Below are 22,591 nucleotides of genomic sequence, written 5' to 3'. Positions count from 1 at the left end.
AGATATTCAATATCCATTTCAGAACTTCGGGTGAGGTGATGCCTCACGAGAAATTGGAGCCCCCATGCCAGGAATGAACCTCACGCGCGCCGAGGCCGCCGAACGCGCCAGCGTGATCAACGTCGAGTCCTACGAGGTGAATCTCGACCTGACCCGCGGCGAGCGCGTGTTCACCTCGCAGACCACCGTGCGATTCACCGCGACCCCGGGAGCCGCGAGCTTCATCGACGCCGTGACCGACACCGTGCGTTCGGTGAACCTGAACGGCGTCGAGCTGGACCCGGCCGAGGTGGCCGACGGCATCCGCATCCAGTTGCCGAATCTGACCGCTGAGAACGTCCTGGTGATCGACGCGGATGCGTTGTACATGAACACCGGCGAAGGCCTGCACCGCTTTGTGGACCCGGTGGATCAGGAGGTCTACCTCTACACCCAGTTCGAGGTCGCCGACTGCCGCCGCATGTTCGCCGTTTTCGAGCAGCCGGATTTGAAGGCCACCTTCCAGTTCTCGGTGACCGCGCCGAAGTACTGGAACGTCGTCTCCAACGCCCCGACCCCGCAACCGGTCGAGAAGGGCGAGGCCGCAACCTGGGACTTCGCGCCGACCCAGCGCATCTCCTGCTACATCACCGCGCTGATCGCCGGCCCCTACCAGGTGGCCCGCGACTCGCTGGTCTCCTCCAGCGGCCGCACCGTGGAACTCGGCGTGTTCGCCCGCGCTTCGCTGATGGAGTACCTGGATGTCGAGAACATCGTGACCATCACCCGCCAGGGCTTCGAATTCTACGAGAAGAACTTCGGTACCCCGTACCCGTTCGAAAAGTACGACCAGCTGTTCGTGCCTGAGTTCAACGCCGGAGCGATGGAGAACGCGGGCGCGGTGACCTTCCTGGAAGAGTACGTCTTCCGCTCCCGGCCCACCGGCGCCATGGTTGAACGCCGCGCCATCACCATCCTGCACGAGCTGGCCCACATGTGGTTCGGCGACCTGGTCACCATGAAATGGTGGAACGACCTGTGGCTCAATGAATCCTTCGCCGAGTTCATGTCCACGCTGGCCGCCGCGCAGAACACCGAGTTCACCAGCGCCTGGACCACCTTCAACACACTGGAGAAGAACTGGGCCTACCGCCAGGACCAGCTGCCCTCCACCCACCCGATCGTGGCCCCGATCAACGACCTGGAAGACGTCGAGGTCAACTTCGACGGCATCACCTACGCCAAGGGCGCCTCGGTGCTCCGCCAGCTGGTGGCCTTCGTGGGCCAGGAGGAGTTCATGGCCGGCGTGCGCGAGTACTTTGCGAAGCATGCCTGGGGCAATACCGAGCTGCCCGACCTGCTGCGCGAGCTGGAAGCGGCCAGCGGCCGCGACCTGAGCCACTGGGGCGGATCCTGGCTGGAGACCGCCGGCGTGAACACCTTGACCGCCCAGATCTCCGAGGATGAGAACGGCGTGATCACCGACTTCGCCATCCACCAGAGCGCCGCCGCGGACTACCCGACCCTGCGCCAGCACCGCCTGGCCGTGGGCTTCTACTCGCTGGACGCCGGGGGCAAGTTGCAGCGTGTGCACCGCGAGGAGCTGGACATCGACGGCGAGCTCACCGAGGTGCCGGCGCTGGTCGGCCTGGCGCGCCCGGATCTGGTGCTGCTGAACGACGACGACCTGACCTACACCAAGATCCGCCTGGACGAGCGTTCGCTGGCCACCGCGACCGAGCACCTGAAGGACTTCGCGCAGTCGCTGCCGCGCACGCTGGTCTGGTCCGCCGCCTGGGATGCGGTCCGCGAAGCGGAGTCCCCGGCCCGCACCTACGTCCAGCTGCTGCTGAACAACATCGGCCACGAGGTCGATTCGACGGTGATCATGGTGCTGCTGCGCCAGCTGAACACCTCGCTGGATTCCTTCGTGGCCGCAGAGCACAGCCAGGAGCTCGGCATCCACGCCGCCGACCGGCTGTGGGAGCTGGCCACCGAGGCCGAAGCCGGATCCGACGCGCAGCTGCAGTTCGCCAAGGCCTTCGCCCACCGCTCGCGCACCGCCGCGCAGCTGGATACGGTGCAGGCGCTGTTCGACGGCTCCACCGCGCTCGACGGGCTAGCCGTCGATACCGATCTGCGCTGGGCGCTGGCCATCGCGCTGTCCGCCGGCGGCCGCATGGACGACGCGGGGCTGGACGCGGTGCTCGCCGCCGACGACACCGCCAAGGGCAAGGCCTCCTGGCACACCGCCCGCGCCGCGCGCCCCACTGCGGAAGCCAAGGCCGCCGCGTTCGCGGCCGCAACCAGCGGGGATTTGTCCAACGACCAGCAGAGCGCGGTCATCGCAGGCTTCAACACCACCCACGACTCCGAGCTGATTTCCGGATATGCGCAGCAGTACTTCGACCTGCTGGTCACCACGTGGGAGTCTTTCTCCCATGAAATGGCCAAGCAGATCGTGCTGGGCTTCTACCCCGGCTCGAACGTCTCCGAGCAGACGCTGGCGCAGACCGACAGCTTCCTGGCCTCGCTCGGCCAGAAGCACCCAGCCATGCGCCGACTGCTGGTGGAGTCCAAGGCAGACGTGGAGCGCGCCTTGGCCGCCCGCGCCGCTGACGCGCAGGCCTAGCCCATAGCGATCCCGTGGTGTGCCACGCGCCGTGTGCGTGAAGGCACACCACGTTTCGTTTAAAGGGTGGGAGAATGGGGTCATGGACCTCTCGCAGCACCGATACCAGGTGAGCATCGACTGGACCGGCAACCGCGGGTCCGGCACCGAGGGATACCGCAGCTACGGCCGGGACCACATCGTCCGGGCGCCGGGCCTGCCCGATCTTCCCGGGACCGCCGACCCCACTTTCCATGGCGACAAGGACCGGTGGAATCCCGAGCAGCTGCTGCTGGCGGCGCTGACCCAATGCCACATGCTCTCCTACCTGCATGTGGCGGTGACCCACGGCGTCGTGGTCACCGGCTACAGCGACCAGTCAACCGGCACCCTACGCCTGAACCGCGACAACAGCGGAGAATTCACCCAGGTGGTGCTGCATCCCCGCGTGGAACTCGCCGACGAGTCCCAGCGGGAACTGGCCGACTCGCTGCACCACGAGGCCAACAAGGTTTGTTTTATCGCGCGGTCCGTGAATTTCCCGGTCCTGCACGAGCCAGTCACCTTCCAACCGACAGATACCCGAGGACTTAGCCAATGAGCGAACCACAGTTCCTTCCGCAGGTCGCCCGACGCGACCCCATGAGCAACCCATTGGTGATGGGGAAATCCTCGCAGGAATTCCTCGACCTGGCGCAGGAGCCGGTGGATATCTCGCAGTACGCAGGAACCTTCTACGAGGAAGTCGGCGGCCGACCGGTTTTCGCCCAGCTGACCAAGAACTTCTACGCCTCCGTGGCCGAGGACGAGGACTTCCGCCGGATGTACCCCGAGCAAGACCTGCACCCGGCCCAGGTGCGCCTGCAGTTGTTCCTGGAGCAGTACTGGGGCGGCCCCACGACCTTCTCCGAGCATCGAGGCCACCCGCGCCTGCGCATGCGCCACCACAACTACCCGATCAACTCGCACTACCGCGACGTCTGGCTGGGGCACATGAACAAGGCCATCGACCAGCTCGAGCTTCCGATGCTCCAGGCCGAGACGCTGCGCGACTACTTCGAGCGCGCCGCGCACTCGCTGCAGAACACCCCGGACACCATGTAGCCTGCCGCAGAGAGCGAATGGGCTGGAACTCCCCCGAAGGAGTTCCAGCCCATGGTTCGCTTAACGCCCCGCGCTGCCGCCTAGCCCAGCAGCGAGGACCTGCGCAGCACCACGTGCCCGCGGCCGTTGCTAATCCGCACCCAGCTCCCGTTGCGGAAGACCCGGCTTTCGCTTCCCGGTGCCAGGAATCCCAGGGCCTGCATCGCGAAGGCTGCCCCCATGGGAAGCTCGTGCTCGGCACCGGCAATCGGCGATGACCAGATCCGCTGGCGGATCTGGGCGACCACTGGCTTTCCGGGATTCTCGGGAAGGGCCTTGGCCACGGCATCGATACCCGTTTGGGCCGCGCTGCGCAGCACGTCGTCGGCGATGGCGCCGCTATCGATCCATCCCGAAACCGGTACCGAGATCCCGGCCCAGCGGGGGTTCTCCTGCACCGGAGGAAGTGAGAACTCGACGGAGCCGTCCGTCATGCGGGCCAGGCGGTCCTGCATCGAAGCCAGGGAGTAGCTGCGCGTCAGCTCCGCCGGCTGGGCCAACCGGTGCACCCGCATGGCGAGGATCGTGTATTCGCCCTGGCCCAGGTCTGCGGAAACCAGTACCGGGACGTAGACTGCCAGCGCGGCACCCCGGGCCATGAGCAGCGCCGCATCGTCTTCCACAGTTTTGGCGCGGCTGATGAAGTTCGCCAGATCCGCCACGGAGGTATTGTCGTCAAAAACTAATGCGCTGCTTGCCATGCATTCATGGTCTCACGACTCACGTTCGGCAAATCCCAGCTTCCGCTAATGGCGTCATGAACTGCCATGAAACGTATAGTTGGACGATGAGACTGTGGATGGAAGACGTCATGTTACTTTGCGGTACACGGCGTTGCCCTTCCTCCGCATTATGTACCTGAAGGAGTCGAGATCGTGTCCGAAGAACTAGGCACAACACAAATGCTGCTGGATCTGCTCAATCTGGATGGCGATGACCATGCGCGAACCGACGAGGACATCTTCGTCGGACATACGCCGTCGCACACCTTGGGGCGCGTCTTCGGCGGCCAGGTGCTGGCGCAGTCCGTCGTCGCGGCAACGCGCACGGTCGAACCCAGCCGCGCTGTGCATTCGCTTCACGGCTATTTCCTGCGCCCCGGGGACCCCACCCAGAACATCACCTTCGGCGTCCAGCGCCTGCGCGACGGACGCTCGTTCTCGGCACGGCGTGTGCACGCCTACCAGAACGGCGAGCCGATCCTGTCGATGATCACCTCGTTCCAGGAACCGGCCCAGGGCATCGAGCACCACGATCCGCTGCCGATCTCGGCCCCGGACCCCGAGACGCTGCCGACCACGGCCGAGCTGATCGGGCACATCGACCACCCGGTGGCCCGCGAGTGGGCCTACCAGAGGCCGTTCGACGTCCGGCATGTCACCGACGCCATCTACCTTCCGCACAAGTTCGAGAAGTCCCCCGAGGCCGTCGTCTGGCTGCGCACCACCGCCAAGCTGCCCGACGACCCGGCGCTGCATCGCGCCGCCCTGGCCTACGCCAGCGACTACATGCTGCTGGAACCGGTGCTCCGCGCCCACGGCAAGACCTGGGTCCACCCGGGCTTGAGCGTCGCAAGCCTGGACCATGCAATGTGGTGGCACCGGGATTTCCGCGCCGATGAATGGCTGCTGTACGTCTTGCATTCGCCGTCGGCCTCATCGGCCCGCGGGCTGGGGACCGGGCAGTTCTTCAACCGAGAGGGAACGCTCGTGGCGACGGTGGCTCAGGAAGGAATGGTCAGGCTGCCGGAGGACTCGCTGTAGCGAGCCCAGCGGCGGGCCGGGTCAGGTTGGGCGCAAGTCCTCGTCGTCGGCGGCTTCCAGGCGGCGCGCGCCCGAGCCTTCCTGGGCCAGCGCGTCGTCCGGGTTCAGCAACGTGCAGGCCTGCATTGAGAGGCAGCCGCAGCCGATGCAGCCCATCAAGCGGTCTTCGAGTTCCTCGATGGCCCTTCGGCGTGCTTCCAGGACCCGTTTCCATTCGGCTGTCGCCCGTAGCCAGTCGGCTTCGGAGGGCATGGTGTTCATCGGCACCGGTTCAAGCGCTCGCTTGATGTCACTCAACGGAATACCCAGCTTGCTGCCAACGGTGATCAGCGAGATACGCCGCAACATGTGCCGCGGATACCGGCGCTGGTTGCCCGCCGACCGAAGCGACGCAATGAGTCCCACGTCTTCGTAATAGTGCAGGGCCGAACGGGCGACCCCGGTTCGCTCGCTCACCGAGCCGATGCTCAGCAGTTCCTGCCCGGGCATCTCGCGAGCCAGCTCTTTGCCGCTCATTGTGTCCATGATCACCACACCTCCGCTTGACCTCAAGTTTACTTGAAGTCTTAGTGTGGGGCGTATAGATGGTTTAGATTCAGGGCCAGCATCGGCCCTGACCAACACTGGACTGCCCCATACAGCCCAGCAGAAGGATCAGTGAATATGTCGACTTTGTCTGATGATTTCCGTACCGCATTCCGTCATCACCCCGCCGGCGTCGCGCTCATCACCGCAACGGTCGACGGCATTCCCTACGGCCTGACGGTGTCATCGCTGGCCTCGCTGTCCATTGAACCCGTCGCTGTGTCCTTTTCCCTGACCAAGGAGTCCGGAGCCGCAGGAGCGGTCTTGTCCGCATCGAGCTTCATGATCCACCTGCTGGGCGAAGACCATCACGAACTGGCAACGAACTTTGCCAAGCCGGGAGCTCCCCGCTTCACCGAGGAACAGGGATTCCAGTTCCTGCCCACCGGTGAACCGTATTTCCCGCATGCTCCGGTGGCGCTTCGCGCGAGCCTCCACTCCTCGATCGGCATCGGCGGTTCCCGGCTGATCGCCGCCGAGGTCCACGAGATCCTGCACGGCACCCACCAGCAGCACCTGCTCCACCAAGACCGCCAGTACCTCCGGCTGTCCGGGCTCATGGCCGCCTCGCCAAACACCTAGGCGCTCACAGGAGCCCGCGCCGGGGTACGAAAAAAGCCGCCACTTTCGTGGCGGCTTTTCCCTTACCCGGAATCTTTAGTCGCGGGTCAAGCGGCGGTGGGTGACGCGGTGCGGCTTCGCTGCATCCGGGCCCAGGCGCTCAATCTTGTTGGCTTCGTAGGACTCGAAGTTGCCCTCGAACCAGTACCAGTTCGACGGGTTCTCTTCGGTGCCCTCGTAGGCCAGGATGTGGGTGGCCACGCGGTCCAGGAACCAACGGTCGTGGGAGACGACCACTGCACAGCCCGGGAACTCCAGAAGCGCGTTTTCCAGCGAGGACAGCGTTTCAACATCGAGGTCGTTGGTAGGCTCATCGAGCAGCAACAGGTTGCCGCCCTGCTTGAGGGTCAGTGCCAGGTTCAGGCGGTTGCGCTCACCACCGGAGAGCACACCTGCCTTCTTCTGCTGGTCCGGGCCCTTGAAGCCGAACGCCGAAACATAGGCGCGCGAAGGCATTTCGACCTGGCCGACCTGGATGTAGTCCAGTCCGTCCGAAACAACTTCCCACAGGCTCTTGTTCGGATCGATGTTTTCGCGGTTCTGGTCAACGTAGGAGATCTTGACGGTTTCGCCGACCTTCAGGTTGCCGCCGTCCAGCTGCTCCATGCCCACGATGGTCTTGAACAAGGTCGACTTACCGACACCGTTCGGACCGATAACGCCAACGATGCCGTTGCGCGGCAGCGAGAACGATAGGCCGTCGATGAGGACGCGGTCGCCGAAGCCCTTCTTCAGGTCCGTGGCCTCGATAACTACCTGGCCCAGGCGCGGGCCTGGCGGGATCTGGATCTCTTCGAAGTCAAGCTTGCGGGTGCGCTCGGCTTCAGCTGCCATTTCCTCGTAACGTGCCAGACGGGCCTTGGACTTGGTCTGGCGTCCCTTGGCGTTGGAGCGAACCCATTCGAGTTCCTCGGCCAGGCGCTTTGCCAGCTTCTGGTCCTTCTTGCCCTGGACCTCCATGCGTTCGCGCTTCTTCTCCAGGTAGGTGGAGTAGTTGCCCTCGTATGGGTGCAGACGACCGCGGTCGACTTCACAGATCCATTCGGCGACGTGATCGAGGAAGTAACGGTCGTGGGTCACGGCCAGTACGGCGCCCGGGTAGGCCGACAGGTGCTGCTCCAGCCACAGGACCGACTCGGCGTCCAAGTGGTTGGTGGGCTCATCGAGCAGCAGCAGGTCCGGCTTCTGCAGAAGCAGCTTGCACAGTGCTACACGACGGCGCTCACCACCGGAGAGGTGGGTGACCATTTCGTCGCCCGGCGGGCAGCGCAGGGCATCCATGGCCTGTTCAAGCTGGTTGTCGATGTCCCAAGCGTCGGCAGCGTCAATCGCTTCCTGCAGCTTGCCCATCTCTTCCAGCAGGGCATCGAAGTCGGCGCCGTCTTGGGCCATTTCTTCGGAGATTTCGTTGAAGCGCTGGATCTTTTCGTAGATCTCGCCAACGCCTTCCTGGACGTTGCCCAGGACAGTCTTTTCTTCGTTCAGCGGCGGTTCCTGCAGGAGGATGCCGACCGAGTAGCCTGGTGAGAGTCGAGCCTCACCGTTCGACGGGGTATCAATCCCCGCCATGATCTTCAGGATTGTTGACTTACCAGCACCGTTAGGGCCCACGACACCAATTTTGGCGCCCGGATAGAACGACATGCTGACATCGTCAAGAATGACTTTGTCACCAACGGCCTTGCGAGCCTTGGTCATCGTATAAATGAATTCCGCCATACCCTTAAGGCTAGTCTGTCGCAGGCTCCAAAACCCAATCCATGGGGCAGAATCTTCCTCTCACGGTGCCCGGATTCACAAAGTCCGCCCGGGCACCGAAGGTTTTGCGGGTTTCAGGCCGCGTCGGTGTCCTCGCTGGCCCACATGTTCTCTCCCCGCACTTCGTCCGAAGATCGAGAATTCCCCGCGGCCGAGGTGTGCGTCACGCGTTCGGCTTCGCCGCCGTCACTGCGAACCTTGGTGAATAGCGACGTGCCGAACCTGAGATCATGGCCCAGCGAATATGCCTCGAGGTCGGCGCTCATCCCCCGGGTGCCGTCGGGCCGGTCAAACTGTCGAATCTGCAGTTTTCCGAAGATCACCAAATGGTCTCCTTGGGCAATCGACTCCATCGCGTTTTCTGCCAGGGCGCGAAATGCCGAGATGGAAAACCAGCTGGTTGCGCCATCGACCCACTGCCCGGTTTCGCCGTCGCGTTTGCGTTCATGAGTCGCAACACGGAACTTGAGTACCGCGAGCCCCTTCGGGGTAATGCTCAATTGCGGTTCCGTACCGACAATCCCCCGGATGGTCATCAAATCGGTCATGGCCTGTTCTCCTTTGAACGTGGAACCAGCGAATGCCGGCTTCCACTCCATGTTCAGCCATGCTCCTTTTATTCAGGACCGAATCGGACGATCTGTGGATAATCGCGGTGTTGCCGGTTCGCCGAAGGCGCGGACGGACAGCATGACAGCAATCAGAATTGCAGGAAGGATCCACCCGGACCATCCGAGGATCGAGGCCTTTTGCGTATCAAGGATTACGCCCATCACCATGAATAGCGATACGAGTCCCGCACTGGCGTTGAAGATCGCGTGGGCGAGGGCGGCAGGCCAGACCGACTGGGAGAAGGTCCGCAACCAGGCGAAGAATGCGCCCACCACAACGCACATTCCACACATGGACACTACGCCCCATGCTGCGTCGGCCAACGGGTAGTTGTAGCCGAGAAGGATTAGTGGTGCATGCCAAATTCCCCACACGATTCCGGAAATCAGAATGGCGGGAAGTTGGCCCATCGGCTGCAGGCGGGGCCACAACCAGCCACGCCAACCGACTTCTTCACCCAGAGCAGGAAGCAGGTTCATCAGTCCCGCAACAAGGATCAAACCACCCTGATCTGCGAGGTAGTGGCCGATACCATCCTCGCCTGAAACGATTTTCAAGATCGTGAAGTTCTGCAGATCCCCGGGAAAGACGCCGAGCCAGGACCCGACGAAGACCGCCTGGAGGATCAAGAACACCGGAATCAGTATTCCGAGCAGCATGGCGGTGATGAACCGCCAAGGACGGCGCACTGGCCACATGCCGACGTGCTCAAAAAATTTACCGAGCTTCCCTTCGAGGGACGCTACGATAACAGCCGCAATGCTCGGAGTGATCATCATCGCCAGCGCGATCCACCTGAATGATGGATGGGCAAGTCCCCCGCCAAGCCATAGCGGCATGGCGACGATCCACGCAAGAATCATGCTCAAGAGACAGAACAGCACAGTTCCTTGAACTCTCCCGATTTTCCATCGCTGCACGTTAACCTCGCCTAATCAGCAACTGTAAAACCACTGCCAATCCCACCCTATCCGTTTCGAATCGCGTTCCATGCGAACCATAGGCTAAACTATTTTGGGTTCTGCCTCCGTAGCTCAGCTGGATAGAGCAAGAGCCTTCTAATCTCTAGGTCGTGGGTTCGAATCCCGCCGGGGGCGCAAAACAGGAACCGCCGTTCACTTGGTCAAACAGGTGCACGGCGATTCTTTTCTTCGGTCAGAAACCTCTAGTCCAGTCCGCCGCAATCCCCGGATGCCAACATTGACAAGGCTCTTGTCACTGCAGGCGGTCCCTGAACCGGGCTGATCGATCGCGACTGGCATTGTGAGCCAGCGCGAGGGCGTGCTGCGGACCGCGCTTTCTCCACCGTTAGATGACCTGCGAGCAAATGGCTCGACCTGCTTGGCGACCGGTGAAGAGACAACCGCCCAGAAAAGTTCCCTCAAGAGCGTTGTATCCGTGCATACCCCCGCCGCCGAAGCCTGAGGCTTCCCCCACGGCGTAGAGTCCATTCAGAAGCCTGCCTTCCGGAGACAGCACACGCCCCGAGAGGTCGGTTTGCAATCCGCCAAGCGACTTGCGGGTCAGCACATGCAACTTCACGGCGATCAGCGGCCCGGCGGCAGGGTCGAGGATCCGATGCGGCGCGACGACGCGCATGAGCCTGTCGCCCAGATACCTGCGCGCATTCCGGATGCTTTGCATCTGCGAGTCCTTGCTGAAGGCGTTCTCCACTTGGAGATCTCGTGATTCTATTTGCCGGCGCAGGAGTTCCGTGTCCAACTGTGCCTCTGGCGCAATCGCGTTCATTTTCGCGACCAGGCCTTCGAGAGTATCGGATGACACGAAATCCGCCCCATGCTCCAGGAACGCCGCGACGGGAGCCGGGGCGCCTTTGCCGAAAAGCCGGTCTTTGACCACTGCCTTGCGATCATGGTTGGTGAGGTCCGGATTCTGCTCGGAGCCGGAGAGCGCGAATTCTTTCTCGATGATCCGCTGGTTCAAGACGAACCACGAATGGTCAAACGCGGAAGAGCTCGGATCGGTTCTCAGATGACGGAGGGTACCGATGGTGTCGTGCCCCGGCAGACCGGGCGCAGGCAGGCGGTTGCCGTTTGCATCGAACCACATTGATGTGGGACCCGGGAGTATCCGGATGCCATGCAGTGGCCAAATCGGGTCCCAGTTTCTGATTCCTTCGGTGTAATGCCACATGCGATCGCGGTTCACGACGTTTGCCCCCGCAGCTTCGCCAAGGTCCAGTCCGCTACCATCAACGTACGCAGGCACCCCCGAAATCATGTGGGCTGGCGCATTGCCAAGGCGGTCCGGCCAGTATTTCCTGACCAAATCATGGTTGCCCCCGATCCCGCCGGTGGCCACGACCACTGCCTGCGAATGGATCTCGAACTCGCTTTCGACGACCCGAGAGGATCTGACGCCACGGGCACTGGCATCCGGCTCCAGGACGCTGCCGCGCACCCCGGTGACGGTCCCATCAGTCACGACGAGTTCGGTCACCCGATGCCTGAAGCAGAGATCTGCTTTGCCGTCCCGGTGCGCTTGAAGAACTTTCTCTGCGAAGGGGCCGCTAACGCCAGTACCCGTTCCCCATGAAATGTGGAAGCGTGGAACGGAGTTCCCGTGGCTTCCCGCGGCGCCGCTACCCCGCTCGGCCCAGCCGACAACCGGAGTCAGCTCGATGCCCTGTTCGCGAATCCACGAGCGTTTTTCCTCAGCGGCGAATTCAACATAGGCCTTGGCCCACTTCACAGCCCAGGCGTCCTGATCTTCCAGCCGATCAAACTGTGCGCTGTCCCGCCAGTCGCTCCAAGCAAGCTCGAAGGAGTCCTTGACACGGAGGTGCCGTTGCTCGGGCGAGTCAACGATAAACAGCCCGCCGAATGACCAATATGCCTGCCCGCCGAGATTGTTCGAGTTTTCCTGGTCCAGGACGGTTACGTGCAGCCCGGCGTCTATGACCTCGGCCGCCGCAACCAGTCCAGACAACCCGGATCCGATGATCACCACATCAGTTTTCAGTGCCTTGGCTCCCACTACCATATCCCCGCTTCGTTGGAAGAGCTTCAGATAATGCTCAGAGCCTACGTGGCATCGGCAAATCACACCAGCCTTGCATTTGTTTGACTTGGGCAATAATTACAGAGCCCGAGGATCTAATCTCGACTGGACCAATCAGGCTGAGGCGGGCGCATTATCCGATTCTGTGAATGGCATACGAGCAAGCGCAACACCGACACTGAAAATCGCTCTAACGAGGGCATCACGCAAGGAAACTAACGCGGAATGAGATAAACTTTTAAGCAGTTTCACGTTGAAGGGCGAAAGGGTAAATGACACAGGCCACCAGCACAGCTTCTCGGAGAGTTCTCACCGAGCGGACTAGCATTAATCTCATTTTTCTAGCTGCTGGCATCTCTTTCGCATCGTGGGCCGGTCGCCTGACCGTCATTGATGAGGTCTTCAATTTTTCGGGCCTGACGTTCGGTTCATTCCTGCTGTGCATGACCGCGGGAACCCTATTGGGCATTTCGATAATTCCGATAATTAGTAGAAAAATAAATACTCGAAAACTACTTTTCTACTTCCCAATTCTACTCGCTGCGTGCCTTGTCGCCCTTGGTATTTCAATTTCAATTACGCGCACACCAATAACTGCGTTCATCTTCCTTTTTATTAATGGGATATTTTTCGGATGCCTGGATATCATGATGAATGTCAGCGGCGCTCGTGTTGAACGGCATCAAGGGCGAAGCCTCATGCCGATATTCCATGGATTCTTCAGTCTCAGAACGCTACTCGGCGCGGGGATCGCGACGGCAACAATTAGCCTCCGGATGCTGACCATCTGGCATTTCTCGATTGTCGCCGCCATGCTGGTGGCTATCGCCGTTCTGGCACAGGTGGGGCTAGTTGGCTGGGAACAAGAAAACTACGGAACTCGATCCAAACCGTCGAACAGGAGCAATACCGCGTCGAACCAAAAGTTGGGCCTGCTGCTCTTGCTCGGGCTCATGGTGGCCGGCCTAAGCTTCGCCGAAGGCGCGGCCAATGACTGGATTGCTCTGGCAACCGTCAATGGCCATGGCTTGCCCCATCACACCGGCGCGCTCATGTTCACCCTTTTCGTGGCAGCCATGACGGCCGGGCGGTTTGCTGGTGGCAAGATCGTGGACAGCGTCGGACCACGGCGCACCCTGCTGCTCATGGGCTCGATAGGGTTGGCCGGCATCTGCATATTCCTGATCGGCCACGGCCCTATCGTCCTTGGAATCGCAGCGGTCATGTGGGGCCTGGGAAGTTCATTGGGCTTCCCGGTGGGCATGACCATCGCCGCCTCGCAGGGCAGCAGACTTGGCCCCAACGCTGTAAGCATCATCAGCGCCTTCGGATACGGCGCGATGCTTTCCGGCCCACCACTGATCGGATTCGCCGTCGATCATACCGGCCTGCCGGAAGCCCTGTGGATCGCTTTCGGGGTCATGTTGATGTCCTTGCTGCTGACACCACGCGTAACCCGCGTGCCGGCAAAGATTACGAGTGTCGGCTAGACCGGCAGGACCGCCCTGCCCTTGATGTTTCGCATGACAATGGTGCTGGTCAACTTTTCAACCGCCGGCAAGTTCACCAGCACCTCGTCATAGACCCGCTGGTAGTGCGGCAGATCCTTGGCGAATACCCGCAGCAGGAAGTCGGGTTCGCCGAACAGGCGCTGCGCCTCCACGATGAGCTCCTCCGATTCGACGGCTGCCTCGAATTCCTTCAAATGCGAACGGTCCCTGAGCGTGACGAACACCAGCGCCTCGAATCCGAGCCCCAGTTGCCTCGGATCGACCACGGCTTGGTATCCGGTGATCACACCGGACCGTTCCAGCTCGCGCATCCGTCGGTGACATGGCGCAACCGATAGTCCGACGCGGGCGGCAACAGCAGTGGCGCTCATTCGCCCGTCCTGCTGCAGTTCAGCTATGATGGCGCGATCCAATTTATCCATAGCTTGATAGTACTGCACAAATATTTTGCTTAAGTTCTGAGTAAGAATGATTTATATTGCTCATGTGGTCCGTCAAGGCAAAGATTCGGCAAGCACAATTCCCGTTTTTTCTCCTAACGTTGTTCCCAGGTCATCAGATACACACTGGAGGAACAATGGAAATCAGTCAGCTGACGGGTTTTTTGCTGGTTTCAATTACCCTTGCCTGCACCCCTGGCGCCGACTGGGCCTACATCATCTCCTCCGCGCTGGGAAAGACCAGCTACCGCCCGGCAGTCTGGGGCCTGCTCTCCGGATACCTGTTCCACACCGCACTTCTGGTCTGCGGCATGGCCGCCCTGGTGGCAAGCTCCCCCAATCTCTTGATGGGCCTGACCATGGCCGGTTCGCTCTACCTGCTCTGGCTTGGCATCTCGACGTTGCGCAGCTGGAAGAAAGCCAAGTTCTATGACGGTTCCGCCGGCCCGGGACTCCAGGAAGTCGCCACCGACCCTACACCGGACGCCCCGCAGGCGTCGGCTTCGGTTGCCCTGCTGCAAAAGGCCCCGACCGAGGTGAAGTCCGCCGGCGCATGGCGCGCCCCGTTCTTCAAGGGTCTGCTCACCAGCGGCACCAACCCCAAGGCCTTGCTTCTTTATGTTGCACTGATCCCCCAGTTCCTCGATAGCGCGCAGCCCATGCCGATGACGGTGCAAACGGCCATTCTCGGCCTCGGGCACTTCGTGGTATCGATCGCCGTGTACTTCTCCGTGGCCAAGGCCGCCCGGGTCCTGCTTCGCTCCAGGCCCGTGGCCGCCCGCATGGTGACCTTCAGCTCCGGAATCATCATGATCGGCCTCGCTCTGGGTTTGATTTACGAGCAGTTTTTCGTCGTATAGCTACTTTCTTGAACAGTGATCAAGAAAATTGAACGGTGATCAAGTATCCTCTTAATTGTGGCCACCCAAGCCATGAACTAAGAGCATGACTGATCGAACTGCACCCAGCAGATCTCATCGGCCTTGCATGAGTGACCTGCTGGAGCATTGTGAACTTACCTCAGATTCAACTGGAGAACGTGACGGTCAGCTACGACGACCGTGACGTGCTGACCAATCTCACGCTCGCACTCAACGAACAGCGCATCGGAATCATCGGTGCCAATGGTGCGGGAAAGAGCACCCTGTCCCGTCTGCTGAACGGATTGGTCCTGCCTACCACGGGCACCGTCCGCGTCGGCGAGCTCACCACGGCCAAGCATGCAAAGCAGATCCGGCGCGATGTGGGGTTCGTTTTCCAGAACCCTGCAAACCAGATCATCATGCCGCTGGTGGCCGAAGACATCGCCTTCGGATTGAAAAATCTCGGACTCGGAAAGCAGGAACGCCAGTTCCGCGTCGCCGACACCCTGGCGCAGCTGAACATCACGCATCTCGCGGAGCGTGAAAGCCACACCCTCTCCGGTGGAGAGCAACAGATGGTCGCGCTGGCCGCTGTCATCGCGATGCAGCCGCGAACGATTGTCTTCGACGAACCGACCACCATGCTGGACTTGAAGAACCGGCTGGCATTCCAACGAGAAATCGCCCGGCTGGACCAGCGGGCCATCGTGGTCACCCATGACTTGGAGATCCTCGCGGACTTCGACCGGGTCGTGGTGGTCACCGACGGCGGCATCGGATTCGACGGGGCTCCGGACCAGGCCATTGCCCACTACCGTCAGTGGAGCCACGCATGATCGCGGCGAAAAATACGTCGTGGCTGTCCAGAATCCCCGCGGGATGGAAGTTCGGAACCCTGCTGGCGATCAGCATCAGCCTGTATCTGATCTCCTTCTGGCAAGTGCTGCTGGCCTTGTTGCTCGTGAGCATCGCCACGCTGGTATCGGCCCGGGTGGACTTCAAGCAGCTGCGCATGCCGCTGGTAACGCTGGCCGCCATCCTCGCTGTGGTGCTGATCCTGCTGGGAATCCAAACAGGCTGGCTCAACGCAACCATCGCGGTGCTGCGCTTGCTCACCATGTGCATATTCGCCTATTCGGTCAGCCTGACCACGAGTTTCGACGCCATGCTGGAGCTGTTCCAGAAGGTCGCTTCTCCCCTGCGCGTTCTCGGCGCCAATCCGGCGCAGATCGCGTTGGCCCTGTCCATGGCCATCCGGTTCATCCCGGAGCTCAAACGCGTTTATCTTGAGGTCCGCGAGGCGCAGCACGCCCGCGGTCTGGGCAACAACCCGCTCGCGGTAAGCGTCCCGTTGGTCATTCGATCCCTGAAAATCGCGGACGAGACCGCCGAAGCGCTCGACGCCCGCGGCTATGATTCCGCACCGGCACGGCACCACCGGCTCTAGCCGCCCCACCACCCTTCATCGCCTTCACCCGTCTCTAGGAGTACCCATGTCCACCACCACCGCCCCCTCCCAAACACGCAATACCGTGTACGTCGCAGTCTTCGCGGCGATGATCGCCGCAATGGGACTGGTTCCGCCCATCACCCTGGGCGTCATCCCGGTGCCGATCACCCTGCAGACCCTGGGCGTCATGCTCGCCGGCGCCATGCTGGGCCCTTGGCGCGGCTCCTTGGCCTCGCTGGTCGTGATCGTGCTCTCCGTGGCCGGACTGCCGCTGCTGGCCGGAGGCCGCGGCGGGTTGGGTGTGCTGTTGGGCCCAACCGGCGGCTACCTGGTCGGATGGTTCTTCGGCTCGCTGGTCATCGGTGCGCTGTTCAAGTACTGGGTGATCCGCATGCAGTCCAAGCTCCTGCAGCTGGTGTCCGGCCTGGTTGCCACCATCCTCGGCGGCATCGTGGTGATCTACCTGTTCGGCGTCCCGTGGACCGCGGTCGTCACCGGTCTCGACCTGAAGACCTCGCTGGTCGGCTCCCTCGCATTCCTGCCCGGTGACCTGCTCAAGGCAGTGGTGGCCACGCTCGTCGCCCTGACCGTCCACCGCAGCTACCGCGGACTGCTGAAGTAACCTCGTGGATCTCTCGCTTGCCGTGGAGCATTGGGCTCGAAGCACGCCGGACCGGATCGCAGTGGCCTCCGCCAAGGAGGAACTGACCTTCGGCCAGCTGATGCTTCGGGCCCAAGGTCTATCCACGCGCCTTCGCCGGCACCCGGGCCTGCGCGTGGGCATCCATACCCAGGACCCGGTGGCCATGGCGGTCGGGTTCCATGCGGCGGTTCTGGCCGGAAAGTCGCTGGTTGTCCTCGATCCAGCCTGGACGCAGGAACAGCTAGCAGCAACCGCCCGACGCCTCCGAGCCTCCTTGGTGGTCACCGCCCCGGAGCACGCAGCTGTGCTCCAAAACCTTGGTTTCTCCACCCATTCGGTTCCAGTTGACGGCGCAGGTCCCCTGCACCCGGTCCGGCCGGCCTCTGCAGAGCGCGAACTGCTGGTCATCTGCACCTCCGGATCCAGCGGCGAGCCCAAGGCAATCGTGCGCAGCCAGGGCTCATGGCAGCAGTCGCTGTCCTCGGGCGCCGCGATCCTCGGCGCAGTTCCCGCCGCGCTCACCCTATGCCCCGGGCCGATATCCCATGGGCTCGGACTGTACGCGCTGGTCGAATCGCTGCATACCGGTGGAACCCTGCTGGCCAGCGGACGCTGGAACACCGATACGGCCCGCACCCTGCTTGGAAGGTACGCCTGCACCCACATCGTCTCGGTCCCGACGATCATCCAGCGGCTGCTCGATGCGTCCCCCGACGGCGCACTGGACTCGCTTAACACGGTGGTCAGCGGCGGTGAACCGCTGCCCGCCCCCACGGTGGAGACGATTTTCACCGATACCCCTGCGACGGCCTGCACCGAATACTACGGCAGCTCGGAGCACAGCCTGATTGCCTACCGCCACCGCGAACCAGGCGAAGAGCCCGCCGGAAACTTCATTGGCATTCCGTTCCCCGGGGTGAAGGTGCACATCCACCGTGAGGAGGGGGCTTCGCCCGGGGGCGCGATCTTCGTAGACAGCCCGTTCAACGCCGAAGGCTACGATTCTTCCGGCGCCGTGTGCATCAACCGGTGCGGAGCCTCCACCAGCGTCGGCGACCTCGGGCGGCTGCTCGACGATGGCCGATTGGAACTTCACGGACGCGGCGGAGCGATGCTCAACCTCAACGGCAATAACGTGCATCCGGGTGAAATCGCGCAGGCCTTCGCACGGCTTGGCCTGGCGGACGTGCGGATCCGCATGTCCTTGCGCGGCGGCAGCAAAACGCTGCTGGCCTACACCTGCACGGAACCGCAGCCGGGCCCGGAGCTTGCCGGCCGGCTGCGCGAGCTGCTGCCGAGCTACAAGATCCCCCGCGAACTGGTATTTCTTGAACGCTGGCCGATGACTTCCAGCGGAAAGATCGCCGACGCCGAACTTCCCGATTCGAGTATTCCCGACCTAGCGAAGGTGGCCCTGAGATGAATCACGCCTACATTATCGGCGCCGCGCGCACTCCGATTGTCCGCGCAGGCAAGGAGTTCACCCGGATCACCGCGGACAGGTTGCTCGGGACCGTGGTCGATGCGCTGCTGCAACGCACGGGCATTGCACCCCAGGCCGTGGACCATGTTTATGCCGGCAACGCCGCCGGACCGGGCGGGAACATTGCCCGGGTTGCGGCTCTCGCCTCGGCGCTGCCGCAGACGGTTCCGGCCACCAGCGTGGATGCGCAGTGCGCCAGCGGACTGGAATCCATCGCGGCGGCGGCGCGCATGATCCGCTGCGGCGAAGCGGACCTAGTGATTGCCGGAGGTGTTGAATCCGCGAGCACCGCGCCGTGGCGCGTGGAGAAGCAGACCGATCCCATGATGCAGCCGCGGCTCTATTCGCGGGCGCGCTTCACGCCAGTTCCCGATCCGGACCCGGACATGGGAGTCGCGGCGGAGAATATCGCGCAGCGCTACGGCATCAGCCGGCAGCGGCAGGACAAGTTCGCGTTGGACAGCCACCGCAAGGCGCTGCAGGCCATGGAATCCGGGGCATTCAGCGCCGAGCTGGTGGGCATCCCGACTTCAGACGGGCTGGTCGAGGCCGACACCTGCCCGCGCCCGGGGCTCACCCCGCGCAAGCTCGCAGCGCTCAAGCCGGCCTTCGTGCCTGGAGGCAGCGTCACAGCGGGCAACGCCTGCCCGATCAACGACGGCGCGGCCGCGGTCGTGCTGGCCAGCGAGCGGATGCTCGAACAGCTGGAACCTGACTTTGCCCTGCGCTACCTCGGCGCGGCCTCCGGAGCGAGCGATCCGGAAATCCTCGGCATGGCGGCGACGCCCGCCTACCGGAATCTGGTCCGCCTGCTCGGCGAGGATCCCACGCGCAGCGACGCGCTGATTGAATTCAATGAGGCGTTCGCGGTGCAGGCGCTGGCCTGCCTGGACGAATTGGGCATTGGCGAACACCGGGTGAACCGCCAAGGCGGAGCCTTGGCCCTCGGGCATCCCTACGGGGCCAGCGGAGCGGTCCTGGTCACCCGTTTATTCTGGCAGGCCCAGCAGGCCCGCACCCCGGGCCAGCGTGCCGTCGCGTTGATGGCCGCCGCAGGAGGCACCGGAAGCGCAGTCGCCTTCGAATCGATGCCCAGTAAGCAGGATTAGAGGTTGAAGCCCAGCGCGCGCATCTGGTCGCGGCCGTCTTCGGTGATGTGTTCGGGGCTCCATGGCGGCATCCAGACCCAGTTCAGGCGGTAGGCCTCGACGAGGCTCTGCAAGGCGTTTTCCACCTGGTCCTCGATGACCGGGGTCAGCGGGCAAGCCGCGCTGGTCAGCGTGATGTCGATGTCCAGGGCGCCGTCCTCGGCGAAGCGCAACCCGTACACGAGGCCCAGGTCAACGATGTTCACACCGAGTTCCGGGTCAATGACATCCCGCAACGCTTCTTCAATGTCCTCAATGGGCTTGGCAACCAGCTTGGCGGTTGCGTGCGTCGTTTCTGTCACGATTCTCTCCCCTGTCGCACTCTATGTGAGCTAGCCCTCACTGGAATACAGGGAACTATACGCACGGCTTCGCGCCGCCTGCCACCGCCAGTCCCACTGAGTCGAAATGGGCAGAGATTTTGCCCCTGCAGCCGTACCGCGAGCCGACAGCAGATGGCAAAAGGCGCCGCACGAAACGAAATTCGTGCGGCGCCTTTGTGGCTCAGCCGTGACTAGATGTTGAACCCGAGGGCTCGCATCTGGTCGCGTCCGTCATCGGTGATCCGTTCAGGACCCCAAGGCGGCATCCAGACCCAGTTCAACCGGTGATCGTCGACGACGCTCTCCAGCGCGGAGGCTACCTGCTCCTCGATGATGTCGGTCAGCGGGCAGGCGGCGGTGGTCAGGGTGAGGTCCAGGACCAGCGCGCCGTCTTCGGCGTACTTCAATCCGTAGAGCAGCCCCAGGTCGACAATGTTGACTCCGAGTTCCGGGTCAATGACGTCCTTCAGTGCTTCTTCGACGTCCTCCAGCGGAGTAGTCGTGGAGCCCTTGCTCTGTTCCGTAGCTTCGCTCATGGGAACTTTCCTAACTAGGCGTTGACGTTCAGGTAACGGTCGTAGCCTTCTTCTTCCAGGCGGTCGGCAAGCTCCGGGCCGCCCTGTTCAGCGATCTTGCCATCCACGAACACGTGCACGAAGTCCGGCTTGATGTAGCGCAGGATGCGGGTGTAGTGGGTGATCAGCAGGGTGCCCATCTGGTTCTCCTCCTGGGCGCGGTTGACGCCCTCGGAGACGATCTTCAGTGCGTCGACGTCCAGGCCGGAGTCGGTCTCGTCCAGCACGGCGAACTTCGGCTTGAACAGTTCCAGCTGCAGGATCTCGACGCGCTTCTTCTCGCCGCCCGAGAAGCCCTCGTTCACGTTGCGCTGTGCGAAGTCGGCATCGATCTTCAGCTTGCCCATGGCTTCCTTGACGTCCTTGGTCCAGGTACGCAGCTTCGGGGCTTCGCCGTCGATAGCGGTCTTGGCGGTGCGCAGGAAGTTGGTCATGGTCACGCCCGGAACCTCGACCGGGTACTGCATGGCCAGGAACAGGCCTGCCTTGGCGCGCTCGTCAACGCTCATCTCCAGCACGTCTTCGCCGTCCAGGGTGATCGAACCGCTGGTGACGTTGTAGCGCGGGTGACCGGCGATGGTCGACGCCAGGGTCGACTTGCCCGAACCGTTGGGGCCCATGATTGCGTGGGTCTCATTGGTGTTGATGGTCAGGGTTACACCCTTGAGGATTTCCTTGGAGCCCTGCTCGGTGTCGATCGAGACGTGCAGGTCCTTGATTTCCAGAGTAGACATACGTCGTTCCGTTTCTTTCTAAAAGCTGATGAAGACAGGCACTGACTAGTTGTCAGTTGCAGCCAGTTCGGATTCGATGGTCTCGGTCAGACGCTCCTGCAGAGCTTCGTCGCCGATCTGCTGAACGATTTCGTTCAGGAAGCCGCGAACCACCAGGCGGCGTGCGGTCTTCTCGTCGATGCCGCGGGCCATCAGGTAGAACAGGTGCTCGTCGTCGAAACGGCCGGTGGTCGATGCGTGTCCCGCACCGTCGATCAGGCCGGTTTCGATTTCCAGGTTCGGCACCGAGTCGGCGCGTGCGCCGTCGGTCAGCACCAGGTTGCGGTTCGCTTCGTAGGAGTCGGTGCCCACGGCGGCCTTCTGGATCAGCACGTCGCCGACCCATACGGTGTGCGCGTCCTTGCCCTGCAGCGCACCCTTGTAGAGCACGTTGGACTTGCAGTTGGCCACGGCGTGGTCAACGAACAGGCGGTGCTCCTGGTGCTGGCCGGCATCGGCGAAGTACAGGCCGTACAGCTCGATCTCGGCGCGTTCGCCGGTGAAGCGTGCCGACGGGTTCACGCGCACCAGGTCGCCACCGAAGGTGACGGCGATGTGCTTGAACGATGCACCGGCGGCAACCAGCGCCTGCTGCGAGGAAGCATGGACGGCGTCGTTCTCCCAGGCCTGCAGCGAGATCACGGTCAGGCGGGCGTCGGCACGGACATCGAATTCGATGTTCTGCGCCAGCACGGCGGAGCCGACGTGGTCCAGGATGATGGTTGCTTCGGTGTTCTCCTCGGCAACCACGATGATGTGCTGGGCGGCGGCATCCAGCGACTCGCCGGTGATGCGCAGGGTGGCCTGCACGCCTTCGGCGCCCTTCGGAACGGTGACGACCTGCGAGCTGGAAGCGTACTTCCAGGCGTTGGCCGAGACGCGGTCATCCGGGGTGTGGGCGATGCCGTTGAGCACGTCATCGGCGGCGACCTCGGTCAGCACGACTGCATCGCTGCCGGTCAGCTCGACCTTCGGGGCGGCACCGGTCAGCTCGTCGGTGTGCAGGCCCTTCAGGCGCTTGAGCGGGGTGAAGCGCCAGTCCTCTTCGCGGCCGGTCAGCTTGGCGAAGTCCTCGACGTTGTAGCTGGTCAGACGGCCTGCACGCGAGGAGTCCGGAACGCCTACGCCGCCGCCGTGGCTGTGCGCCTTCGATGAAGCGCCACCCAGCGGCGAGCCGTTGGAGTCGTTGATCGGCGAAAGGTTTTCGCCCTCTTCGGTGAAACCGGGAATCGATGGTGCGCCGATGCGCGACTTCTCTTCCGGGATATGGGTGGTGGTCTCCGACATTC

The 22,591-nt window shown here is 62.6% G+C and carries 23 protein-coding genes and 1 tRNA gene; 13 read left to right on the top strand and 11 right to left on the bottom strand.

The genetic code is table 11. From position 1 onward, the window contains the following. The first annotated feature begins 64 nt into the window (after positions 1–64). The 3 genes from pepN to ATC04_RS08415 all read left to right on the top strand — a co-directional run bounded on the left by pepN (position 65) and on the right by ATC04_RS08415 (position 3,694). Entirely contained in the window at positions 65–2,611 is a 2,547-nt protein-coding gene (gene pepN, locus ATC04_RS08425; RefSeq protein ID WP_047119310.1) for an aminopeptidase N, read from the top strand. Positions 2,612–2,693: 82 nt separating this feature from the next. Further along, positions 2,694–3,191 carry an OsmC family protein gene (locus ATC04_RS08420; RefSeq protein ID WP_047119311.1) on the top strand — a complete coding sequence of 166 codons (498 nt, stop codon included), beginning with the start codon at positions 2,694–2,696 and terminating at the stop codon, positions 3,189–3,191. Further along, positions 3,188–3,694, top strand: coding sequence for a globin (locus ATC04_RS08415; RefSeq protein WP_082123915.1), 507 nt, complete (start codon positions 3,188–3,190; stop codon positions 3,692–3,694). Before ATC04_RS08420 ends, ATC04_RS08415 begins: the two co-directional genes overlap by 4 nt. A gap of 80 nt (positions 3,695–3,774) precedes the next feature. On the opposite strand, the gene ATC04_RS08410 is transcribed toward ATC04_RS08415, so the two are convergent. After that, entirely contained in the window at positions 3,775–4,434 is a 660-nt protein-coding gene (locus ATC04_RS08410; protein WP_047119312.1) for a hypothetical protein, read from the bottom strand. A 201-nt stretch (positions 4,435–4,635) separates the two neighbouring features. Here ATC04_RS08410 and ATC04_RS08405 point away from each other — a divergent pair, with 201 nt between their 5' ends. Beyond that, positions 4,636–5,496, top strand: a complete 861-nt coding sequence (locus ATC04_RS08405) for an acyl-CoA thioesterase II (RefSeq protein WP_047119313.1) — start codon at positions 4,636–4,638, stop codon at positions 5,494–5,496. A gap of 21 nt (positions 5,497–5,517) precedes the next feature. On the opposite strand, the gene soxR is transcribed toward ATC04_RS08405, so the two are convergent. After that, the gene (gene soxR / locus ATC04_RS08400) at positions 5,518–6,021 is read right to left on the bottom strand and encodes a redox-sensitive transcriptional activator SoxR (RefSeq protein ID WP_231735941.1); all 504 of its coding nucleotides are present in this window, start codon (positions 6,019–6,021) and stop codon (positions 5,518–5,520) included. Positions 6,022–6,159: 138 nt separating this feature from the next. Between soxR and ATC04_RS08395 the strand changes: the two genes are divergently transcribed. Then, complete coding sequence (locus ATC04_RS08395; RefSeq protein ID WP_060617005.1) at positions 6,160–6,663, top strand: flavin reductase family protein; 504 nt, start codon at positions 6,160–6,162, stop codon at positions 6,661–6,663. Between the two features lie 75 nt (positions 6,664–6,738). On the opposite strand, the gene ettA is transcribed toward ATC04_RS08395, so the two are convergent. The 3 genes from ettA to ATC04_RS08380 all read right to left on the bottom strand — a co-directional run bounded on the left by ettA (position 6,739) and on the right by ATC04_RS08380 (position 9,935). Further along, positions 6,739–8,421 (bottom strand): energy-dependent translational throttle protein EttA, encoded by a 1,683-nt coding sequence (gene ettA / locus ATC04_RS08390; RefSeq protein ID WP_053798281.1) that lies wholly within the window; start codon positions 8,419–8,421, stop codon positions 6,739–6,741. Positions 8,422–8,534: 113 nt separating this feature from the next. Continuing rightward, positions 8,535–9,008, bottom strand: coding sequence for a single-stranded DNA-binding protein (locus ATC04_RS08385; protein WP_160309084.1), 474 nt, complete (start codon positions 9,006–9,008; stop codon positions 8,535–8,537). 72 nt (positions 9,009–9,080) lie between these two features. After that, positions 9,081–9,935, bottom strand: coding sequence for a CPBP family intramembrane glutamic endopeptidase (locus tag ATC04_RS08380; protein WP_047120764.1), 855 nt, complete (start codon positions 9,933–9,935; stop codon positions 9,081–9,083). 160 nt (positions 9,936–10,095) lie between these two features. Here ATC04_RS08380 and ATC04_RS08375 point away from each other — a divergent pair. After that, positions 10,096–10,169 (top strand) — tRNA-Arg (locus tag ATC04_RS08375). Positions 10,170–10,380: 211 nt separating this feature from the next. Here the strand turns inward: ATC04_RS08375 and ATC04_RS08370 are convergent. Then, the gene (locus ATC04_RS08370; RefSeq protein WP_152666930.1) at positions 10,381–12,054 is read right to left on the bottom strand and encodes an FAD-binding dehydrogenase; all 1,674 of its coding nucleotides are present in this window, start codon (positions 12,052–12,054) and stop codon (positions 10,381–10,383) included. Between the two features lie 311 nt (positions 12,055–12,365). On the opposite strand from ATC04_RS08370, the gene ATC04_RS08365 reads away from it, so the two are divergent. Beyond that, positions 12,366–13,583, top strand: a complete 1,218-nt coding sequence (locus tag ATC04_RS08365) for an MFS transporter (protein ID WP_047119317.1) — start codon at positions 12,366–12,368, stop codon at positions 13,581–13,583. On the opposite strand, the gene ATC04_RS08360 is transcribed toward ATC04_RS08365, so the two are convergent. Continuing rightward, positions 13,580–14,026, bottom strand: a complete 447-nt coding sequence (locus tag ATC04_RS08360) for an Lrp/AsnC family transcriptional regulator (RefSeq protein WP_047119318.1) — start codon at positions 14,024–14,026, stop codon at positions 13,580–13,582. The two genes, ATC04_RS08365 and ATC04_RS08360, sit on opposite strands and share 4 nt — an antisense overlap. A 155-nt stretch (positions 14,027–14,181) precedes the next feature. Between ATC04_RS08360 and ATC04_RS08355 the strand changes: the two genes are divergently transcribed. The 6 genes from ATC04_RS08355 to ATC04_RS08330 all read left to right on the top strand — a co-directional run bounded on the left by ATC04_RS08355 (position 14,182) and on the right by ATC04_RS08330 (position 19,592). Next, positions 14,182–14,904: a LysE family translocator gene (locus tag ATC04_RS08355; RefSeq protein WP_047119319.1), complete on the top strand. Its 723-nt coding sequence runs from the start codon at positions 14,182–14,184 to the stop codon at positions 14,902–14,904. A 149-nt stretch (positions 14,905–15,053) separates the two neighbouring features. Continuing rightward, positions 15,054–15,743: an ABC transporter ATP-binding protein gene (locus ATC04_RS08350; RefSeq protein WP_052772391.1), complete on the top strand. Its 690-nt coding sequence runs from the start codon at positions 15,054–15,056 to the stop codon at positions 15,741–15,743. Beyond that, entirely contained in the window at positions 15,740–16,354 is a 615-nt protein-coding gene (locus ATC04_RS08345) for an energy-coupling factor transporter transmembrane component T (RefSeq protein WP_047119320.1), read from the top strand. The genes ATC04_RS08350 and ATC04_RS08345 overlap by 4 nt, the downstream gene beginning before the upstream one ends. Before the next feature lie 46 nt (positions 16,355–16,400). After that, the gene (locus ATC04_RS08340; protein ID WP_047119321.1) at positions 16,401–16,979 is read left to right on the top strand and encodes a BioY family transporter; all 579 of its coding nucleotides are present in this window, start codon (positions 16,401–16,403) and stop codon (positions 16,977–16,979) included. A 4-nt stretch (positions 16,980–16,983) separates the two neighbouring features. Continuing rightward, positions 16,984–18,423, top strand: coding sequence for a class I adenylate-forming enzyme family protein (locus tag ATC04_RS08335; protein ID WP_082123916.1), 1,440 nt, complete (start codon positions 16,984–16,986; stop codon positions 18,421–18,423). Then, a complete protein-coding gene (locus ATC04_RS08330) occupies positions 18,420–19,592 on the top strand; it encodes a thiolase family protein (RefSeq protein ID WP_047119323.1) in 1,173 nt (390 codons plus the stop codon). The genes ATC04_RS08335 and ATC04_RS08330 overlap by 4 nt, the downstream gene beginning before the upstream one ends. Here the strand turns inward: ATC04_RS08330 and ATC04_RS08325 are convergent. The 4 genes from ATC04_RS08325 to sufD all read right to left on the bottom strand — a co-directional run bounded on the left by ATC04_RS08325 (position 19,589) and on the right by sufD (position 22,589). Further along, positions 19,589–19,933 (bottom strand): metal-sulfur cluster assembly factor, encoded by a 345-nt coding sequence (locus ATC04_RS08325; protein WP_047119324.1) that lies wholly within the window; start codon positions 19,931–19,933, stop codon positions 19,589–19,591. The genes ATC04_RS08330 and ATC04_RS08325 overlap by 4 nt on opposite strands. Positions 19,934–20,145: 212 nt before the next feature. Beyond that, positions 20,146–20,490: a metal-sulfur cluster assembly factor gene (locus ATC04_RS08320; protein ID WP_047119325.1), complete on the bottom strand. Its 345-nt coding sequence runs from the start codon at positions 20,488–20,490 to the stop codon at positions 20,146–20,148. Positions 20,491–20,504: 14 nt separating this feature from the next. After that, positions 20,505–21,263 (bottom strand): Fe-S cluster assembly ATPase SufC, encoded by a 759-nt coding sequence (sufC, locus tag ATC04_RS08315; protein ID WP_047119326.1) that lies wholly within the window; start codon positions 21,261–21,263, stop codon positions 20,505–20,507. Positions 21,264–21,308: 45 nt separating this feature from the next. Next, a complete protein-coding gene (sufD, locus tag ATC04_RS08310; protein ID WP_047119327.1) occupies positions 21,309–22,589 on the bottom strand; it encodes a Fe-S cluster assembly protein SufD in 1,281 nt (426 codons plus the stop codon). Between the last annotated feature and the right edge of the window lie 2 nt (positions 22,590–22,591).

This window comes from Arthrobacter sp. YC-RL1 (assembly GCF_001454985.1).
In the GTDB taxonomy this organism is placed as follows: Bacteria; Actinomycetota; Actinomycetes; order Actinomycetales; family Micrococcaceae; genus Glutamicibacter; species Glutamicibacter soli.
The sequence above is the reverse complement of the archived record's forward strand: the minus strand, read 5'-3'. Positions and strand labels throughout refer to the sequence as shown.

Excerpts from the sequence above, each read along its gene's own strand:
- ATC04_RS08385 (WP_160309084.1), bottom strand. The coding sequence starts at position 9,008 with ATGACCGATTTGATGACCATCCGGGGGATTGTCGGTACGGAACCGCAA.
- ATC04_RS08405 (WP_047119313.1), top strand. The coding sequence starts at position 4,636 with ATGCTGCTGGATCTGCTCAATCTGGATGGCGATGACCATGCGCGAACC.
- pepN (WP_047119310.1), top strand. The coding sequence starts at position 65 with ATGCCAGGAATGAACCTCACGCGCGCCGAGGCCGCCGAACGCGCCAGC.
- ATC04_RS08320 (WP_047119325.1), bottom strand. The coding sequence starts at position 20,490 with ATGAGCGAAGCTACGGAACAGAGCAAGGGCTCCACGACTACTCCGCTG.
- ATC04_RS08340 (WP_047119321.1), top strand. The coding sequence starts at position 16,401 with ATGTCCACCACCACCGCCCCCTCCCAAACACGCAATACCGTGTACGTC.
- ATC04_RS08380 (WP_047120764.1), bottom strand. The coding sequence starts at position 9,935 with ATGATTCTTGCGTGGATCGTCGCCATGCCGCTATGGCTTGGCGGGGGA.
- sufC (WP_047119326.1), bottom strand. The coding sequence starts at position 21,263 with ATGTCTACTCTGGAAATCAAGGACCTGCACGTCTCGATCGACACCGAG.
- ATC04_RS08345 (WP_047119320.1), top strand. The coding sequence starts at position 15,740 with ATGATCGCGGCGAAAAATACGTCGTGGCTGTCCAGAATCCCCGCGGGA.
- soxR (WP_231735941.1), bottom strand. The coding sequence starts at position 6,021 with ATGGACACAATGAGCGGCAAAGAGCTGGCTCGCGAGATGCCCGGGCAG.
- ATC04_RS08365 (WP_047119317.1), top strand. The coding sequence starts at position 12,366 with ATGACACAGGCCACCAGCACAGCTTCTCGGAGAGTTCTCACCGAGCGG.
- ATC04_RS08360 (WP_047119318.1), bottom strand. The coding sequence starts at position 14,026 with ATGGATAAATTGGATCGCGCCATCATAGCTGAACTGCAGCAGGACGGG.
- ATC04_RS08355 (WP_047119319.1), top strand. The coding sequence starts at position 14,182 with ATGGAAATCAGTCAGCTGACGGGTTTTTTGCTGGTTTCAATTACCCTT.
- ATC04_RS08410 (WP_047119312.1), bottom strand. The coding sequence starts at position 4,434 with ATGGCAAGCAGCGCATTAGTTTTTGACGACAATACCTCCGTGGCGGAT.
- ATC04_RS08395 (WP_060617005.1), top strand. The coding sequence starts at position 6,160 with ATGTCGACTTTGTCTGATGATTTCCGTACCGCATTCCGTCATCACCCC.
- sufD (WP_047119327.1), bottom strand. The coding sequence starts at position 22,589 with ATGTCGGAGACCACCACCCATATCCCGGAAGAGAAGTCGCGCATCGGC.
- ettA (WP_053798281.1), bottom strand. The coding sequence starts at position 8,421 with ATGGCGGAATTCATTTATACGATGACCAAGGCTCGCAAGGCCGTTGGT.
- ATC04_RS08330 (WP_047119323.1), top strand. The coding sequence starts at position 18,420 with ATGAATCACGCCTACATTATCGGCGCCGCGCGCACTCCGATTGTCCGC.
- ATC04_RS08415 (WP_082123915.1), top strand. The coding sequence starts at position 3,188 with ATGAGCGAACCACAGTTCCTTCCGCAGGTCGCCCGACGCGACCCCATG.
- ATC04_RS08420 (WP_047119311.1), top strand. The coding sequence starts at position 2,694 with ATGGACCTCTCGCAGCACCGATACCAGGTGAGCATCGACTGGACCGGC.